The sequence below is a fragment of the Vibrio sp. 10N.222.55.C6 genome (genome assembly GCF_041473395.1).
In the GTDB taxonomy this organism is placed as follows: domain Bacteria; phylum Pseudomonadota; class Gammaproteobacteria; order Enterobacterales; family Vibrionaceae; genus Vibrio; species Vibrio crassostreae_C.
Genome location: NZ_JBFRSD010000049.1, coordinates 18559 through 36782 on the forward strand (window position 1 = coordinate 18559; position 18224 = coordinate 36782).

Below are 18224 nucleotides of genomic sequence, written 5' to 3' on the forward strand. Positions count from 1 at the left end.
TATTGCTCGAAACCAGTCTAAATAGGCAGGTTCCGAGCTTAAGGCATTCCTGCCTAGAAAGGAGACTTACAGTGCTGCAAGTGCCGCTTCGTAGTTTGGTTCTTCAGTGATCTCTGCAACCAACTCACTGTGTGTTACCACACCCTTTTCATCAACAACGACAACTGCACGTGTTGTTAGGCTTGCTAGTGGACCTTCAGCAATCGCTACGCCGTAGTCTGATGCGAATGTAGGAGAACGGAAAGTTGAAGCGTGTTGAACGCCTTCAATGCCTTCTAGTTCGCAGAAGCGACCTGCAGCAAATGGTAGGTCAGCAGAAATACAAACCACAACCGTGTTCTCAAGTTCTGCTGCTTTTGCGTTGAACGTACGTACGCTCGTTGCACAAGTTGCTGTGTCGATGCTTGGGAAGATGTTTAGAACCACTTTCTTGCCTTCAAGAGAAGCAAGAGTCAGTTCAGAAAGGTCGCCTGCAGTCAGTGCAAAGCTTGGTGCTTGTTCGCCAGTTTGTGGGAATGTGCCTGTTAGTGGTACAGCAGCGCCTTTGAAGGTAACGTGTGACATGAATTTGTCCTTAGTTTAATTATGGTTATGAAACTAGTTGAGCCTAGTAAGACTTACGTTACTCGGAAGTGGTTAAGAAGTGAATGCTTTAAATGTCAGAATTGTAATTAAAGGTCTTTGATTTATTTGTTTGAGAGAGGAATAAGTGAAACGACAGATAAAGAAAAACCCCGAGAGCTTGCGCTCATCGGGGTCTATAGTCTTACTCGCAGCAATCCGGCTACTAAGTGTGCTCCATGCATCAAATCCATGATAGTGTGCTGTTATCCTTCAGCGTATTCCTTTCATCGCCTTCCTAGCGGTGTCCTTGATCTTATCCTGATCTGCCAACAATCCTCGTTAGCGCGCGTCACTTGTTCCTTGAGCGGTGTCCTTTACATCATCCTGATGTTCAGTCCTTTCCTCGTCCAGAGGTGTCCATTGTCTTTCCTTAGTAGCAACCATCCTAGTTACTATTGCGTCCATTCAATGTCCATTTCGCTATCCATGCCGATTATTCATCCTGAGTAATCGAATCTTCATCCTGAAGATAACCAAGTCCTTGGCGTTTCCTGTTCCGTGTCAGCATCCTTCCGACACCATTCATATTACCGATTCCTTATTTATCAGCAATGGTGCATAAGCGAATTTCTATATAATTATTTGAATGATAAACGTACGTATCGTTTAATTTCAATTGGTTACGTTATCGAGGTGACTAATTTCGTCATCAAATATCGATATTTACTCACTGCCTTGTGAGAGATCTCGCACAAGGCCGCGAGTAAAAAGGGAGGATTATTCCCTACTGACCAATGGCTGCACCTTCACGACGAGGGTCTGCAGCGCCTTCTAAACCATCTTTTGTGATGCGAATCGCGTGTAAACCAGAGTTAAGATCGCGAACGTTGACCTCAAATCCCATCTTTTCTAGCTCAGGTTTGAAGTTTTCCGCCGATGTTCCTTTTTCCAAATCTAAAGTACCGAAGCGGTTTAGGAAGTGCGGTTGGTTGATGGCTTGCTGAATATCCATGTCCCATTGGGTATGCGCAATGATCGCTTGTGCTACATAACCTATGATACGGCTGCCACCGGGAGAGCCAATCGCCATGTAAGGTTTATCGCCTTGCATGATGATGGTCGGTGCCATTGAAGAGCGCGGACGCTTACCCGGTTCAAGTCGGTTGGCGATAGGCTTACCATCGTTATGGGTCTTGAATGAGAAATCCGTCAGTTCGTTGTTGAGTAGGAAACCTCTAACCATCAAGCGTGAGCCAAAGGCATTCTCAATGGTGGTGGTCATCGAAACGACATTGCCATCGCTATCGACAATATTGAAGTGGCTGGTGGACGGCAATTCAATAGAAACATCTTGGCTTCTCTGCATCGCGTGATCCCACGGCGGTGTGCCTGAAGATGCGCTTGCCAATGCCTTACCTGCGGTAATTAACTGAGCACGTTCCTGCAAATAGTCAGTATTCACTAACCCTTGGGTAGGCATTGGCACATAATCTTGATCCGCCATGTACATACCACGGTCTGCAAAGGCTAGGCGAGAAGCGTCTGCTAACACTTGCCAAGATTTCGCGTCGTTTGGTCCCCATGATTTAAGATCAAACTGCTCGGTCATCGCTAAGATCTGCCCAACCGTTAATGCACCTGAACTTGGTGGACCCATTCCGCACACTTGGTAGCTTTCATAAGCAGAACAAACCGGTTCGCGCTGCTTGATCGAATAGGCGTCGAAATCTCTCTGTGCCAATACGCCCGGGTTACCTTTCGCTGTTTGTACTGTGTTAATGATGTCGGCAGAAATCTCACCTTGGTAGAAAGCTTTAGCACCATCCTTCGAGATAGCGTGTAACGTTGCCGCGTATTCAGGGTTCTTAAGTTGCGTGCCAGCGGCTTTCGGGCTGCCATCGGCATTGAAGAAGTAGGCTTTAGTTGTCGCAAAGCGGCTCAGACGTTCTTGGTCGTTTTCGATCAAGGTGGCTAAACGTGGGCTGATAGTAAAACCTTCTTCAGCTAACTGAGCGATAGGTTTAATCAGTGATGCCCATTCGAGCTTGCCGTATTTCTGGTGAGTGTCCCACAGCAATTGCACCGTGCCCGGCGTGGCAACAGAACGACCGCCAACCACGGCATCATAGAATTTAAGCGGTTGTCCGTTTTCGTCTTGGAATAGACGTGGGGTGGCATCAAGTGGCGCAGTTTCACGGCCATCGTAGGTCTTGAGCTGTTTGTCTTTGCCATCAAAATAGACAAGGAACGCGCCGCCACCAATACCTGATGACTGAGGTTCCACTAAGCCAAGCATAAGCTGCACGGCAACCATGGCGTCAATTGCGTTACCACCACGGGCAAGTACATCAGCACCGGCTTGTGTTGCAAGAGGGTTGGCTGCGGTGACCATCCAATCGTTGGCTTTAACGAGTTGTTTGGTTTCTAAACCACTACTTTGTTCGGGTGCGACGGAATCGGCAGCTTGATTTGCCCAACTGACGTGAGAGGCAAAAAGTAGGGTAGAAGTGGCGAGGGTTGTTAGTTTTGTTTTCCACTGCATGATCTTCTCCTTTTAATATGCAGAGCTAGATTGGCAGCGGAAAGATTAGATAGCCAGTGCGTTGTTAACGAATTGTAATCTTGATTCGAATTTAAGCGATTAAACCGGACAGCGACTGCCAAAGAATACTCGCGCCAATCAGGCTGAATACCACGCCACATAAGCCATCGATGTATACCGTTGCTTCGCTAAGTTTCTTCTGTAGAGCCTTAGTCGAAAGCATCCACGCCAGTAGTGAAAACCAAAACAGAGACAGACCAAACAAGATAATAAGCGCAAAGCCTTTACCTGATAGAGACATGTCGGCAGGCACTAAGCTCGACATCAAGCTAATAAAGAACACCAAAGCTTTTGGGTTGAGAATATTGGTCGCAAACCCTTTCGAAAATGCCTGACGCTTGTTGGTCAGAATCAGATCTTTGGCATTGACGGTATCGTCGTCATCGTCGTGGTTCTGAATGATTTGCCAGGTTGCTTTAAGTGCACCGTAGCCTAAGTACAGCAAGTAGCTACCGCCAGCCAACTGGATAATGGCAAATAGGGTTGGTTGCTGGTGGACTAGGTAACTGATTCCCGTCAGGCTGAGCAACGAATGCAGTAAGATCCCGCAAGATAAACCAAGCGCAATGTACAAGCCTGTTTGTCTGCCGTGGCGTGTCGCATTTTGCACGACTAACGCAAAGTCAGGGCCGGGGCTCATCAAAGCGATGAAATGGATAGAGGCGAGGGTGATCAGTATGGTGACTTCGTTCATGTCAGTTCTCAATAACGTTGCCGCTATTATTAAATAAGTAATCGTATTGAGCGTAGCTTACCGCGATTTGAAATCGAGCAATTGTAAATTATCAACACTTAGTTGATTTGTGAGGGTGGTACGCCGAATGTGGTTTTGAATGCCTTGGAGAAGTGTGCTTGATCATAGAAGCCTACTTGGTGCGCGACTTTAGTACCACAGATCCCAGATTTAATCAGGCGCATGCTCTGTTCCATACGTAAACGGCTCAGCCACGCGTAAGGGGTGATGCCCATTCTGTTCTTAAAGTGGCGTTGGAATTGAGTTGTGGTTAAGCCGCACAGCTCAGACAGTTGTTCTAATCGCACTGGCTGGTCCAAATTCGCCATCAAATAGTCTTTGAGTGTATTAATCGATTGATTACCCAGTTTGATGTCACTCTTCGATCCAAATTTTGCATAACGATCGACAATCGTTGAGAACCCCTCGAATGGTAAGCAATCTTGAGCGAGTTGGCTGATGCTTTGATTGATTAACAGGCCGTGTAAGTTGCGTAATTGTAAAAACGCAGCTTGATCGGAGAGGATCAACTCAGAAAAGCCTAATGTGTGACCATTTTGCTTGGGATCGGCAAGATCTTGAAACCATTGAGGAGAAACTGCAAACACACTGACTTGATAACCTGAATCGAGTTTGGAGTGCCCATCATGCAGCTCATCAGGTGGCATGATAACCACTTGGCCTGCACCGACATGGTGGCTCGCCCCTTTATAGGCGAATTTTTGCTGCCCTTGGGTAATTAAGCCGATGTGAAAGTCCAAATGATAGTGACGCTGAAAAGCAAACTCTTGGTATTGAGCTTGGATCAGGCTGATATCTTCTGTTGGGGTAGAGTAGTAGTGGACTTTATCCATGGTACAAAAAAGCTTGGTCAAATAGTCATCAATTCAACCAAGCTTATCTGCGTATTAAGGGATTGTCTTGTAAAAAACGATCAATATCACTGTTTCGCGCGTTTGTTCTTCTTGTTGTTACGCAGGCCATCAAAGCTGAAAATAACCAGTGCTCCCCATATGAAAGCAAAGGTGATCGCTTTATCTGAGGTAAAGGCTTCGCCGTAGATCAGAACCGCCAGTAAGAACATCAAGCTTGGACCGATGTACTGGAAGAAACCGAGTGTTGATAGCTTCAAGCGAGTTGCAGCGCCAGTAAAACACAGCAATGGAACCGTGGTGATCACACCGGCAGCAACCAGTAATAGGTTGAGTTGCATCGGGTTCATCGATAAGTTTGAGGTCGGGCTATCGGCAATAAACAGTAAGTAGGTTGCGGCTAGAGGCAGCATCACCAGAGTTTCAATGAACAGACCCGTTTGTGCTTCTAAGCTGACTTTCTTACGCAGCAAGCCATAAAAGCCAAAGCTAAAGGCTAGGGCAATGGCGACGATCGGTACTGAGCCGAAGGCAATCAATTGGATTAATACGCCAATCGCAGCAAGAGCCACTGCAAACCATTGCAGCTTACGTAAGCGTTCGCCGAGGAAGAGCATCCCAAGTAATACATTAATCAACGGGTTGATGTAATACCCCAAACTGGCATCGAGCATGTGATTGGAGTTCACCGCCCAGATAAAGATCAGCCAGTTTGCACCCACCAAAATAGATGTCGCCACCAAATAGAGCATTTTTGGTTTTGAGGTCAGGGTGTCACGGACTTTACGCCAGCTGCGGCCAATGTGCAGTAAGAAAGCGAGTAGGAAAAAAGACCATACTACACGGTGGCTGAGGATCTCTAACGGGGAAACGTCACTTAAAGATTTGAAATATATAGGGGCGATACCCCACATTGTGTAAGCGCCGACGGCAAGCAAAACTCCTTGGCGCGTACGTTGTTGTTCTTCCTGTGTCATGCATCTTTCTCTAGCACTGAGTGCTTATTAATAAGATTTATAAGAGAGTTGGTCAGTATAGGAGCGATAACCCTTTTCACCTAACAATTTGCGGTTTAATTCGCCAGCGTTCCCCTCTACAATGTGCGACTTGCTTGCCGAAGATGCTTGCTGATTTCATACCTCGATTAGGAACCACAATGACCGCCACTCTGATTGCTGAGCAAATACCAACTCCCGCGAATGATGCGCAAACCATCTTGCAAGATGTGTTCGGCTATCAAAGCTTTCGCGATGGTCAGCAAGAGGTCATTGATTTGGCCGTTGAAGGCAAAGACAGCTTGGTGATTATGCCAACCGGTGGTGGTAAATCTCTGTGTTACCAAATTCCGGCTTTGGTTCGTGAAGGGCTGACTCTGGTTATCTCACCGCTGATCTCGTTGATGAAAGACCAAGTCGACCAATTGAAGGCCAATGGTGTTGCCGCTGAGTGTATTAACTCTTCAATGCCACGTGACCAATTGCTGAATGTGTTCAATCGTATGAACTCAGGTCAGCTGAAAATGGTGTATGTGTCACCAGAGCGTGTGTTGATGCGTGATTTTATCGAGCGTCTTCAAGGTTTACCGCTTTCGATGATTGCAGTCGATGAAGCGCACTGTATCTCTCAATGGGGTCACGACTTCCGCCCTGAATACGCATCATTAGGTCAGCTTAAACAGTATTTCCCGCATGTGCCTTACATGGCGCTCACAGCAACCGCTGATGATGCGACGCGCAAAGATATTATCTCGCGCTTACAGCTCCTGGACCCGCATACTTACTTAGGCAGCTTTGATCGCCCTAATATTCGCTACAACTTGGTTGAGAAGCACAAACCCGTGTCACAGGTGGTTCGCTACCTAGAAACACAAAAGGGCAATTGCGGCATCATCTACTGTGGTAGCCGTAAGAAAGTGGAGATGGTGACCGAGAAGCTGTGCAATAACGGTATTCGCGCCGCGGGTTATCACGCTGGTATGGACACCGATGAGCGTGCTTACGTTCAAGAAGCCTTTCAACGCGATGATATTCAGATCGTGGTCGCGACTGTGGCTTTCGGTATGGGCATCAACAAACCCAACGTACGTTTCGTGGTGCACTTTGATATCCCACGTAATATCGAGTCTTACTATCAAGAGACAGGCCGTGCAGGTCGTGATGGTTTGCCTGCTGAAGCGATGATGTTGTTTGACCCGGCTGATATGGGTTGGCTGCGTCGTATGCTAGATGAGAAAGAAGAAGGCCCACAGAAACAAGTTGAGATGCACAAGCTGAATGCGATGAGTGCCTTTGCTGAAGCGCAAACGTGTCGTCGTCAGGTTCTGCTTAACTATTTTGGCGAATATCGCGAGAAGCAATGTGGCAACTGCGATATCTGCTTAGATCCACCAAAACACTTTGACGCGACCCAAGAAGCACAGAAGGCGTTGTCTTGTGTGTACCGTGTGAATCAGTCATTTGGTATGGGCTACGTGGTCGAAGTAATGCGAGGCATGCAGAACATCCGTGTCCGCGATAATGGTCACGATAAGCTATCTACCTACGGTATTGGCCGCGATCACAGTCATGATTACTGGATCAGTATCTTCCGTCAGCTGATTCATAAAGGCTTGCTGTTCCAGAACATCACTCGTAACTCAACTTTACAGCTAACAGAAGAAGCCCGCCCGCTGCTGCGCGGTGAGATGTCTTTGGAATTGGCTGTTCCTCGTTTAGATACAGCGGTGCGTAATGCTAAGTCCGATAAGTTAAGCAGCAAGAATTACGATAAGAAGCTGTTTGCGAAACTGCGTAAGCTGCGTAAGTCGATTGCTGATGAAGATGGCTTGCCACCATATGTGGTATTCAGTGACGCGACCTTGATTGATATGGCTGAAATACTACCTACTTCATACGGAGAAATGCTGGCAGTCAACGGTGTCGGTCAACGTAAACTCGATAAGTACGCAGACCCATTCCTAGATCTGATTCAAGAACACATCACCACACACGGCTAGTTTGCGAGAAACGTCTAACTAATAGAAAAAGAATAAGGTTGATAGGGACATGACAACACAAACAGAATTTGGCTTAAGAGAGTATCTGGCTGAGGAAGGGCGTTTATTGATTACGTCTCCAAGTTTTGATTTTGATTCTTATGAAGTGTTAGGTGAAAAGCTGGTGGCATTGCTGTCAGCGTCTGTTGTTGAAAAACAATGGGACGCCGATATGCACTCTTGGTTGATTGATTTTGAAGATTGTCGAATGTTCTTAAAGTCTGAGCATTACAGTGAATCAATTTGGTTTGAGTCGTTAAACGCGGAAGAAAGCCGAGAAGAGTTTGATTATCTCGCGACGCTTTTCAAGCGCGGTTTTTAACTTTAGGCATAGCTTCTAAAGCACAGCTTCTAGCGCTATTCACCAATAAAAGTGAGGATAAACGTTTGCGTTTGTTCTCACCATTGCAGCCAATATTGATTAATGTATAATCGCCCGCCGCTCAATAGAGCAAATTATAGAAACATTTTTAATTCACATTATTGGTAAGAGCTTTCTTGGATTATTCGAAGAAATGACTCGATTTGGGTTCCCTCACCCCCAAACCAAACTAAAAAGGTACAGCATGAGTAACTTTACCCCTGCGCAACAGCGCAAAGCCCTAGCACTATTAGTTTTGTTCCATTTGGTGATTATTGCGTCAAGCAACTATCTGGTTCAGCTACCTTTTACCGTCTTCGGTATGCACACCACTTGGGGTGCTTTCACTTTCCCGTTTATCTTCCTAGCGACCGATCTGACCGTACGCATTTTTGGCGCGCAGCTTGCCCGTAAAATTATTTTCTTAGTGATGTTACCAGCGCTGGCCGTTTCTTATTTCTTGTCAGTGGTGTTCTTTGAAGGTTCATTCCAAGGCTTTAGCCAATTAGGTGAGTTCAACTTGTTTGTTGCTCGTATCGCCGCGGCGAGCTTCATGGCTTACTTGCTTGGCCAGATCTTAGATGTGCATGTTTTCAACCGTCTGCGTCAGCTTAAACAGTGGTGGGTTGCCCCAACATGTTCAACGCTATTCGGTAATGCCATTGATACCATCGCATTCTTTGCGATTGCTTTCTACCAAAGCCCAGATCCATTTATGGCCGAGCATTGGACTGAGATTGCCTTAGTCGATTACGGATTCAAACTTATCATCAGCTTAGGCTTGTTCGTGCCTATGTACGGCGTGCTTCTTAACTACATTGTTAGAAAGCTAACCGCAGTGAACCCTGACTTTAAAGCGACAGGCGTGAACGCTTAAGTTTGAGATTTGTAACACAAAGCATTAATGCAGCGATAAGAAAAAGCCCAAGTTAGTCTACTAACTTGGGCTTTTTTTAATTTCTAGCGTCAGATACTAATATCAGAGGCATTTAATATTCAATGGCCAGCCAATATCGGTTTGTCTATTCGACTCGATCTCTAGCTCTGCAGCGGTCAGCGGATTGTCAGCTAACCATTGCTTAGAAAGCGTTAGGGTTAGATTGTTGTCATTCGTCGTCAGTTTGAACTCAGGCTCTAGCGCTGGGTTACGACGGTGGGTCAGCAAAATAGCTAAACGCAGAATACGTAAAATACGCTTGCTGCTGGTGCCTGAGATAGCGTGTTGCTCTGGTAATGAGGTTAACTGTTCACGGTAGCGACGAGTTAACTCACCCAAGTAGTGCTTTTGCGCTCGAGTAAAGCCAGGTAGGTCTAAGTTTTGCAGCAGATAAGCGCTGTGCTCACCGCCTTTTTTGAAATCGATGGTTAAACCAATCTCGTGAAGCTTAGCTGCCGTTTGCAATAGCACACCAGCTTGAGGTTCTGAAACCCACGCTTCGGCGCCCGCTTGGTCTAGCAGCGTTTGTGCGACTACAGCAACTTGTTCACCGTAGCTTACGTCCATTTGGTAGCGTGATTGAACACTCTTAATGGTACGCGCTCGGATATCTTCTTGGCGAAGCTCATCAACCATCTCGTAGGCTAGGCCTTCACGGAGTGCGCCGCCTGCGAGTGTCATTGAATCTATTTCAAGCAACTCAAAAATAGCAATAAGAATGGAAAGGCCACTCGGGAACACTAATGCGCGTTCAAGGGTAAGTCCTTCGATTTCTAGCTCTTCCAAGCGCTCAGTAATCATCGCTTGTTTCTGTAGACGCTTAAGTTTGGCATGAGTAATCACTTCATCCATGCCTTGCGCCAACATGATCTCTTGCAGTGCTTGAACGGTACCGCTGGCGCCCACACACACATCCCATCCGATATCAGTGTAGCTATCTAGGATAGGAGCCAACGTCGACTTCGCCGCTTCAATGGCGTTGTTAAAGTTGGTAGCGGTTAATTGGCGGTTTTTAAAGTGGCGCTCAAGCCAAGTAACACAGCCCATCTTTAGGCTGGTTAGTGCTTTCGCTGAGAAGCCTTCACCAATGATCATCTCGGTGCTTGCGCCACCAATATCAACAACCAGTCGGCGGCCGCTGCCACCAGAAGTGTGTGCTACGCCTTTATAGATAGTCGCAGCTTCTTCTTCTCCGGAGATAACATTGATGTCGTAACCAAGGATCTGGTTCGCTTTCTCTAGAAATATATCCACATTGATAGCAGTACGTAGGGTCGCTGTACCGACAATGCGGATATTTTCTTTCGGAATATCTTGAAGTCGCTCTGCAAAGAGACTCAAACAGTCCCAACCGCGCTGCATGGCTTCTGTACTAAGCGCATTATTTTCATCTAAGCCTGCAGCTAAACGCACTTTGCGCTTAATTTTAGCCATGGTTTGTACGCTGCCATCGATATGACGCACAACGAGCATATGAAAACTGTTCGACCCGAGGTCGATTGCAGCGTAAAGCGGGGGTGACACTGTTTGACTCATAAGCGACTAAGCTTCCTTGTTATGACGCGGTTGGCGTGGGCGACGGTTCTGGTTTGGTTTACGGTTCCCGTTGCGTGGGCCATTGTTGTTTGAGCGGCGTTGTTGCGGGTTACGTGTACGTAAGCGCAATGGTGCTGGTAGATCTTCTAGCAGTGCAGAAGCATCGTAGTCAGACACAGGGATCGCGTGCTCAATGTATTCTTCGATTGGTGGCAAGTTGATTGCGTAATCTTCACAAGCAAAGCTGATCGAGTGACCACTTGCACCAGCACGACCTGTACGGCCGATACGGTGAACGTAATCTTCACAGTCATCAGGTAGGTCGAAGTTGAATACGTGTGTTACTTGAGGAATGTGTAGACCACGTGCTGCAACGTCGGTTGCGACAAGCAGGTCAACATCACCTTTAGTGAATTGCTCAAGAATCTTTTCACGTTTCTTCTGAGGAACATCGCCAGTTAGCAGGCCAACACGGTGACCATCTGCAGCTAGGTGACCCCAAACAGACTCACATTTGTGCTTAGTGTTAGCGAAGATGATAGCGCGCTCTGGCCACTCTTCTTCAACTAGAGTCTGCAGCAGTGCCATTTTGTGTTCGTTTGATGGGTAGAACAGCTCTTCCTGAATGCGGTGACCTGTTTTACGCTCTGGCTCAACAACAACATGCTCTGGGTTGTGCATGTGTTCGAACGCTAGCTCTTGTACGCGGTAAGACAATGTCGCAGAGAACAGCATGTTCAGGCGATCTTTTGGCTCAGGCATACGGCGGAACAAGAAGCGAATGTCTTTAATAAAGCCCAGATCAAACATACGATCGGCTTCATCAAGCACAACAGCTTGAATGTGGTTAAGGTTAAATACCTTCTGCTTGTAGAAATCGATGATGCGGCCAGTCGTACCAATTAAGATATCTGCGCCTTCTTCGATTTTACCTAGTTGCTTGTCGTAGCTTTCGCCACCGTAAGCAAGTGCTGCCTTGATACCTGTGCTTTCAACCAGAGAGTCAGCATCGTTGTAGATCTGAATCGCGAGTTCACGCGTTGGTGCCATAATAATCGCACGTGGCTGGTTAGGCTTACGCCCTTCATGCTCAGATGTTTTTAGCAGGTGGTTAAAAGTAGCAGTAAGAAACGCAAGCGTTTTACCAGTACCCGTTTGGGCCTGGCCTGCAATGTCTTGGCCGGTGAGCAGTACCGGGAGCGCCAAGGCTTGGATAGGGGTACAATAATCGAACCCTTTTTTCTCCAATCCTTCAATGACTTGCGGAAGTAAATCCAAGTCGGCGAACTTTTGCTCTGTGATATGCGTCTTTTTCATTGCTATAGAATATCAGCTTAAGCTTGCAATACGAAAGTAAATACATTCCAATAGGGCATCTATTTACTGGTTATCATCCAACCAGTTCTAAAAAATACATTGGAGTGGAAGATGAGTGATAAGATTTTGCAGCTAACTGATGACGGTTTTGATAACGATGTAATCAATGCTGCAGGCCCTGTTCTTGTTGATTTTTGGGCAGAATGGTGTGGTCCATGTAAAATGATTGCGCCGATTCTTGATGAAATCGCAGACGAGTACGAAGGCAAGCTCACAATCGGTAAATTAAATATCGACCAAAATGCTGGTACTCCACCAAAGTTTGGTATTCGCGGTATTCCAACGCTACTTCTTTTCAAAGATGGCGGCGTAGCAGCGACTAAAGTTGGTGCATTATCTAAAACTCAACTTAAAGAGTTCTTAGACGCTAACCTTTAATCAGGTCAGCATTTGAAAAGAAACCGTGCAGTTAACAAATGCGCGGTTTTGTTTTTTCTAAGCTATGGACTAGTCTTAGTTTTAGTGCTAATTTATCGCACGTTAATTGAACGAATTTCTCTTCTTGGTCGATCCTGTGACCAAATCCTTCTTAACTTAAGAAAACAGATCCTATTTTGACTAAACAAACTTCCACCACTATGAATCTTACTGAACTGAAGAACAGACCTGTGTCTGAGCTTGTTAAACTTAGCGAAAGCTTAGGTCTTGAAAATCAAGCTCGCCTAAGAAAACAAGACATTATCTTCTCCATCCTTAAAGCGCATGCAAAAAGTGGTGAAGACATCTTTGGTGATGGTGTTCTAGAAATTCTTCAAGACGGTTTTGGTTTCCTACGTAGCGCCGACAGTTCATACCTGGCTGGCCCAGATGATATCTACGTATCACCAAGCCAAATTCGTCGTTTTAACCTACGTACAGGTGACTCTATTGGCGGTAAAATCCGTCCACCTAAAGACGGTGAGCGTTACTTTGCACTGCTTAAAGTAAACACGGTTAACTACGACAAGCCAGACAACGCACGTAACAAGATTCTTTTCGAAAACCTTACTCCTCTTCACGCTAACGAACGTATGGTGATGGAAGCGGGTAATGGTGCGACTGAAGATATTACGGCTCGTATTCTTGACCTTGCATCTCCAATTGGTAAAGGTCAGCGTGGTCTGATTGTTGCTCCGCCTAAAGCGGGTAAGACAATGCTTCTGCAAAACATTGCTCAAAGCATTGCACGTAACCATCCTGAGTGTGAACTAATGGTTCTACTTATCGATGAGCGTCCAGAAGAAGTAACAGAAATGCAGCGTCTAGTTAAAGGCGAAGTAGTTGCTTCAACATTCGATGAGCCAGCATCTCGCCACGTACAAGTTGCAGAAATGGTTATCGAGAAAGCGAAGCGCCTTGTTGAACACAAGAAAGATGTAGTTATCCTACTGGATTCTATTACTCGTCTAGCTCGTGCTTACAACACTGTGATTCCTTCATCAGGTAAAGTTCTTACTGGTGGTGTTGATGCGAATGCTCTACATCGTCCAAAGCGTTTCTTCGGTGCGGCACGTAACGTAGAAGAAGGCGGTAGCTTAACGATCATCGCAACAGCACTGGTTGATACTGGTTCTAAGATGGATGAAGTTATCTACGAAGAATTCAAAGGTACAGGTAACATGGAACTGCACCTTAACCGTAAGATTGCTGAAAAACGCGTATTCCCAGCGATTGATTTCAACCGCTCTGGTACTCGTCGTGAAGAGCTTCTTACCAAGAACGATGAACTACAGAAGATGTGGATCCTGCGTAAGATTGTTCACCCAATGGGCGAAATCGACGCAATGGAATTCCTTATCGACAAGCTAGCAATGACGAAAACGAACGATGAGTTCTTTGACGCAATGCGTCGTCAGTAATATTGATTAGCTGATCGTATTTAATAAGCGCTGCCCTCGGGTGGCGCTTTTTATTTGCATTTTGTAGCGCCAGCTTGCAGAATGAGCAAAAGTGTTACAAGGACGTTAAAATGCAACATGGACTGTTGTCATCATTACTCCTGTCTACTTCACTGTTATTTTCACCGGTTGGTATGAGCTATGCCACCGAGATGTCTCCACTTACAGTAGAGTCTTGGCTTGAGAATGATCAAGTAAAACTGAAAACTGCTGAACTACTAGAGCTTGTCGTACGTGACGAAGTCAAGTCGCTACGCTTTGCGCTTGAGCGCCTGACATTTCCCCAGCAAGAGGTGGCTCGTTACCAACTCTTGAAGAAGCTTGAACAGCAAAAAATCGTACTCACACCCAAGATGTCTATCTTCATCGAGCAGCAACTTGCTATCACGCCCACTTATCAAGTCTTAGAACGTGGCGATGGCTATGAGTTTACGGTACCTGCCTTTAATTACCCTTCAATTGCTAATCGCCTTATTAAACAATGGCGTCAAGATCAGAAGACATTGGTATTTGTGCTAGATGCAGAGAAACAGGAACTCGACCTAAAAGAGTGGTTATCTGGATCTGAACATCAAGTTCAAACGCGAGAAGCGTTGCTCATTAGAGAGCTAGACAGTTTGTCTCCTGAAGCGGTTGATTACCTAACTAAGCAACTCACCGCATCTTCTATTGTTAGTTGGTTACCTTCTACTGAGGTGGTGGTTCGATTAGCGCAAGTGAGCGAAGACCCAGAGGTTTACAAAATTCTATGGCGAATGAAGGCCGATTATCATAGCCAAGCTGAGCTAGTTCGCCTTGCTGAAACCAAACAAACGTTCGCGCTTGAACAGGTGATGGCAGCGACTAAGAACCCGCGTTTGAAAGATGAAGCGATTACTTTGCTTACCAAAGTTAACCCGTTATCAGAAGAGGTGAAGCTGTTCCTTGTCTCTAGGATGGCGATTGCTGATGAAGCACCATTAGTTGCGCGTGAACTCGCCAAACAAGGTCATACGCGATGGTTGCAAGATCTCGTCAATGATAACCCTCAGGTGAAGAGTTCTTTGATCGAGCAAGCATTACCGTAAAGTGGATTTTGCCTCTCAATAACCACACTAAAAAGGGGGACCTCAGCGTCACCCTTTTTGATATACTGAGCGCAGAATAATCAGCATGTAGAAGTCCTATGAGTTTTAAAGATTTACGTGATTTTATCGACCATCTTGAAAGTATTGGTCAGTTGAAACGCATTTCTCACCCAGTCGATCCAGACTACGAAATGACCGAGATTAGCGACCGTACTCTACGTGCTGGTGGCCCGGCTCTTTTGTTTGAAAATCCAGTAGGCTATGACATGCCCGTTTTGACCAATCTATTTGGTACACCTAATCGGGTTGCTATTGGTATGGGACGTCAAGAAGTCAAAGAACTGCGTGAAGTGGGCAAGTTGCTTGCTTACCTAAAAGAACCTGAGCCACCAAAAGGCTTTAAAGACGCTCTTGATAAACTACCTGTGTTTAAGCAAGTCTTAAACATGCCAGCTAAACGCCTTCGCAAAGCGGCTTGCCAACAAGTGGTATGGCAAGGCGATGACGTCGACCTAGATAAAATCCCTGTGATGAGCTGTTGGGCTGATGATGTCGCGCCATTGCTAACATGGGGTTTAACGGTTACTCGTGGTCCAAACAAGAAACGCCAAAACTTAGGTATCTATCGTCAGCAGAAGATCGGCAAGAATAAAATCATCATGCGTTGGTTAGCCCACCGTGGTGGAGCATTGGATCTGCGTGATTGGATGGAAACTAACCCTGGGAAACCATTCCCAGTATCGGTAGCGTTTGGTGCTGATCCTGCCACCATTCTTGGTGCGGTTACGCCAGTGCCGGATAGTTTATCTGAGTACGCGTTTGCAGGCTTACTACGTGGTAGTAAAACTGAGGTCGTTAAATCAATCAGCAACGACTTAGAAGTTCCCGCAAGTGCAGAAATCGTGATGGAAGGTTACATCGACCCGAATGAATTCGCAGATGAAGGGCCTTACGGAGATCATACTGGTTACTACAACGAGAAAGAAAAGCACCATGTGTTTACTATTACTCATGTAACCATGCGCGAGAACCCTATCTATCACAGCACCTATACTGGCCGTCCACCTGATGAGCCAGCGGTATTGGGTGTTGCGCTAAATGAAGTGTTTGTGCCTATTCTTCAAAAGCAGTTCCCAGAGATTGAAGATTTCTATCTACCGCCTGAAGGTTGTTCGTACCGAATGGCAGTCGTGACCATGAAGAAGCAATACCCAGGTCACGCTAAGCGAGTGATGATGGGTGTATGGTCTTTCTTACGCCAATTCATGTACACCAAATTTGTATTGGTGTGTGATGAAGATGTGAATGCACGTGATTGGTCTCAAGTAACCGCAGCGATGTGCGAACATATGGATCCGTCACGCGATAGCCTGATGATAGAGAACACGCCGATCGATTCATTGGATTTTGCCTCACCCGTGGTTGGGTTAGGTTCTAAGATGGGTCTAGATATTACTAAGAAGTGGGACGCAGAGTTAGCGTTATCGCCAGATGTCCAAACAGCACCTGTAAATAGTGAACATATTGAGGGTAGCTTGGCTGAGTTAACCAAGGTTCATCCTGAAATTATTGATGTTCACCTGCAAAACGACAATGCCAGCATGGTTGTGGTGTCTATTGATAAGCAAGCTGCCGGTAATGGTAAGAAAATCATGGAAGCGGTTTGGTCTCAATTTGATGAGAACAAGTTTGTTATCGTGTGTGATGGCGATGTCAATGTGAGTGATTGGAATGACATCATTTGGGCTGTAACGACAAGAATGGATCCGGCGAGAGATACGTTATTCCTGCAGAACGAAACTGGACACTCAAAAATGGGTCTCGATGCGACCAATAAGTGGGAAGGTGAATGCCTGCGTGAGTGGGGTGTACCAATCACAAAAGATCCTGATGTTGTGAAAAAGATTGATAGCATCTGGGAACAGCTAGGAATTTCATGAGCTACCAAGTAGTCTTATACCCAGAAAACATCAGTTTCACAGTAGAAAAAGGGCAAACGGTCTTGGATGCTGCGCTCAACAGCGATATCTATTTCCCAAACCGTTGCCAAGTTGGCGCATGCGCAATGTGTATGTGCAAAAAATTAGAAGGGCAAGTGAGTTACCACCTTGAACCCATGCTCACAGAGAAAGAGCAGCAACAAGGCTGGATTTTTGCTTGCCAAGCATTTGCAGAAAGTAATTTAGTTCTAACCTTTGCCGATTAAGGGTTAGTAAGAGGAAGAACATGACTATTAAATGTAAAGTGAAGTCTATCGAGCCTTTGGCTTGTAATACTTACCAAATCCTACTTCACCCAGAAACACCGGTCGCTTTTAAAGCGGGCCAGTACCTGATGGTTGAAATGGGCGAGAAAGATAAGCGCCCATTCTCTATCGCAAGTAGCCCTTGCCGCCACGAAGGTGAGCTTGAGCTGCACATTGGTGCTGCCGAGCACAACGCTTACGCACTAGAAGTGGTTGAAGCGATGAAGAAGGCACAAGCTGAAGATGGCGATATTGCGATTGATGCTCCACACGGAGATGCTTGGATCAAAGAAGAAAGCGATCGCCCTCTATTACTTATTGCTGGTGGCACGGGTTTCAGCTACGTGCGCTCTATTCTTGATCACTGCATCGCGCAAAATAGCTCGAAAGAGATCTACCTATACTGGGGCGCAAAAGATGAGTGCCAGTTATATGCTAAAGAAGAGTTGGTTGGCATTGCAGAAAAGCATAGCAATGTGCACTTTGTACCGGTAGTAGAAGAAGCACCGGAAGTTTGGCATGGCCAAACAGGTAATGTGCTTGAGGCTGTTATGCAAAGTTTCGAATCATTAGCTGATTTCGATATCTATATTGCAGGTCGTTTTGAAATGGCGGGCGCTGCAAGAGACCTATTTACTCAGAATAAAGAAGCAAAGCGTGACCATATGTACGCTGATGCTTACGCATTTATCTAACAATACCCTTAGATTTTGAGCAAAAAGAGAGCAGAAATGCTCTCTTTTTTACGTTTAGGTGAACTATTAGGCAGTTAACCCCTATTTATTCATTTTTCATGAAAAAGTAGTTGCTAAGCTGAGAGGGTTCCCTATAATGCGACACCACTGAGACGGCAGACGCCACAAGGCTTCAGCAAGAATCAGTAAGACGGAAAGCGACAAAAAATTAATTTTCAAAAAGTGTTTGACACTGAATGTTAATTCGCTAGAATGGCCGTCCACTTCGAGAGGCTCCTTACTTAAAAGGAACGCTCAAGAAGTTAAGCTCTTTAACAATTTAAA

At 45.9% G+C, this 18224-nt stretch carries 16 protein-coding genes; 9 read left to right on the forward strand and 7 right to left on the reverse strand.

Features of this window, described 5'->3' with window-relative positions; all coding sequences use genetic code 11:
• Positions 1 to 66 precede the first annotated feature (66 nt).
• The 5 genes from tpx to rarD all read right to left on the reverse strand — a co-directional run bounded on the left by tpx (position 67) and on the right by rarD (position 5748).
• Positions 67 to 564: a thiol peroxidase gene (gene tpx, locus AB4486_RS22185; RefSeq protein ID WP_372118648.1), complete on the reverse strand. Its 498-nt coding sequence runs from the start codon at positions 562 to 564 to the stop codon at positions 67 to 69.
• A 784-nt stretch (positions 565 to 1348) separates the two neighbouring features.
• The gene (gene ggt, locus AB4486_RS22190; RefSeq protein WP_372084320.1) at positions 1349 to 3106 is read right to left on the reverse strand and encodes a gamma-glutamyltransferase; all 1758 of its coding nucleotides are present in this window, start codon (positions 3104 to 3106) and stop codon (positions 1349 to 1351) included.
• Positions 3107 to 3197: 91 nt separating this feature from the next.
• Entirely contained in the window at positions 3198 to 3860 is a 663-nt protein-coding gene (locus tag AB4486_RS22195; protein ID WP_017061328.1) for a LysE family translocator, read from the reverse strand.
• Positions 3861 to 3958: 98 nt separating this feature from the next.
• Entirely contained in the window at positions 3959 to 4753 is a 795-nt protein-coding gene (locus AB4486_RS22200; protein WP_017065745.1) for an AraC family transcriptional regulator, read from the reverse strand.
• An 86-nt stretch (positions 4754 to 4839) separates the two neighbouring features.
• Positions 4840 to 5748 carry an EamA family transporter RarD gene (gene rarD / locus AB4486_RS22205; protein ID WP_017061330.1) on the reverse strand — a complete coding sequence of 303 codons (909 nt, stop codon included), beginning with the start codon at positions 5746 to 5748 and terminating at the stop codon, positions 4840 to 4842.
• Between the two features lie 179 nt (positions 5749 to 5927).
• Here rarD and recQ point away from each other — a divergent pair, with 179 nt between their 5' ends.
• The 3 genes from recQ (at position 5928) to AB4486_RS22220 (ending at position 9043) form a co-directional block, all read left to right on the forward strand.
• Positions 5928 to 7766, forward strand: coding sequence for an ATP-dependent DNA helicase RecQ (recQ, locus tag AB4486_RS22210; RefSeq protein ID WP_017065746.1), 1839 nt, complete (start codon positions 5928 to 5930; stop codon positions 7764 to 7766).
• Positions 7767 to 7815: 49 nt separating this feature from the next.
• Positions 7816 to 8127: a DUF3630 family protein gene (locus tag AB4486_RS22215; protein WP_017061332.1), complete on the forward strand. Its 312-nt coding sequence runs from the start codon at positions 7816 to 7818 to the stop codon at positions 8125 to 8127.
• Positions 8128 to 8371: 244 nt separating this feature from the next.
• Positions 8372 to 9043 (forward strand): 7-cyano-7-deazaguanine/7-aminomethyl-7-deazaguanine transporter, encoded by a 672-nt coding sequence (locus AB4486_RS22220; protein ID WP_017061333.1) that lies wholly within the window; start codon positions 8372 to 8374, stop codon positions 9041 to 9043.
• Positions 9044 to 9145: 102 nt separating this feature from the next.
• Here the strand turns inward: AB4486_RS22220 and gppA are convergent, their stop codons facing one another.
• The gene (gene gppA / locus AB4486_RS22225; RefSeq protein WP_017062980.1) at positions 9146 to 10639 is read right to left on the reverse strand and encodes a guanosine-5'-triphosphate,3'-diphosphate diphosphatase; all 1494 of its coding nucleotides are present in this window, start codon (positions 10637 to 10639) and stop codon (positions 9146 to 9148) included.
• A 6-nt stretch (positions 10640 to 10645) separates the two neighbouring features.
• Positions 10646 to 11956, reverse strand: a complete 1311-nt coding sequence (gene rhlB / locus AB4486_RS22230) for an ATP-dependent RNA helicase RhlB (protein WP_017062979.1) — start codon at positions 11954 to 11956, stop codon at positions 10646 to 10648.
• A gap of 111 nt (positions 11957 to 12067) precedes the next feature.
• On the opposite strand from rhlB, the gene trxA reads away from it, so the two are divergent.
• From trxA to fre, 6 genes are all read left to right on the forward strand, one after another.
• A complete protein-coding gene (gene trxA, locus AB4486_RS22235) occupies positions 12068 to 12394 on the forward strand; it encodes a thioredoxin TrxA (RefSeq protein ID WP_010440700.1) in 327 nt (108 codons plus the stop codon).
• A gap of 200 nt (positions 12395 to 12594) precedes the next feature.
• Complete coding sequence (gene rho, locus AB4486_RS22240; protein WP_017062978.1) at positions 12595 to 13854, forward strand: transcription termination factor Rho; 1260 nt, start codon at positions 12595 to 12597, stop codon at positions 13852 to 13854.
• 110 nt (positions 13855 to 13964) lie between these two features.
• A complete protein-coding gene (locus AB4486_RS22245) occupies positions 13965 to 14960 on the forward strand; it encodes a hypothetical protein (protein ID WP_372118650.1) in 996 nt (331 codons plus the stop codon).
• Positions 14961 to 15058: 98 nt separating this feature from the next.
• Complete coding sequence (gene ubiD, locus AB4486_RS22250; RefSeq protein ID WP_017059250.1) at positions 15059 to 16900, forward strand: 4-hydroxy-3-polyprenylbenzoate decarboxylase; 1842 nt, start codon at positions 15059 to 15061, stop codon at positions 16898 to 16900.
• On the forward strand, positions 16897 to 17166 hold the full coding sequence (locus AB4486_RS22255) for a 2Fe-2S iron-sulfur cluster-binding protein (protein WP_008224727.1): 270 nt from the start codon (positions 16897 to 16899) through the stop codon (positions 17164 to 17166). Before ubiD ends, AB4486_RS22255 begins: the two co-directional genes overlap by 4 nt.
• 20 nt (positions 17167 to 17186) lie before the next feature.
• The gene (gene fre / locus AB4486_RS22260; RefSeq protein WP_017059251.1) at positions 17187 to 17900 is read left to right on the forward strand and encodes an NAD(P)H-flavin reductase; all 714 of its coding nucleotides are present in this window, start codon (positions 17187 to 17189) and stop codon (positions 17898 to 17900) included.
• The last annotated feature ends 324 nt before the right edge of the window (positions 17901 to 18224 follow it).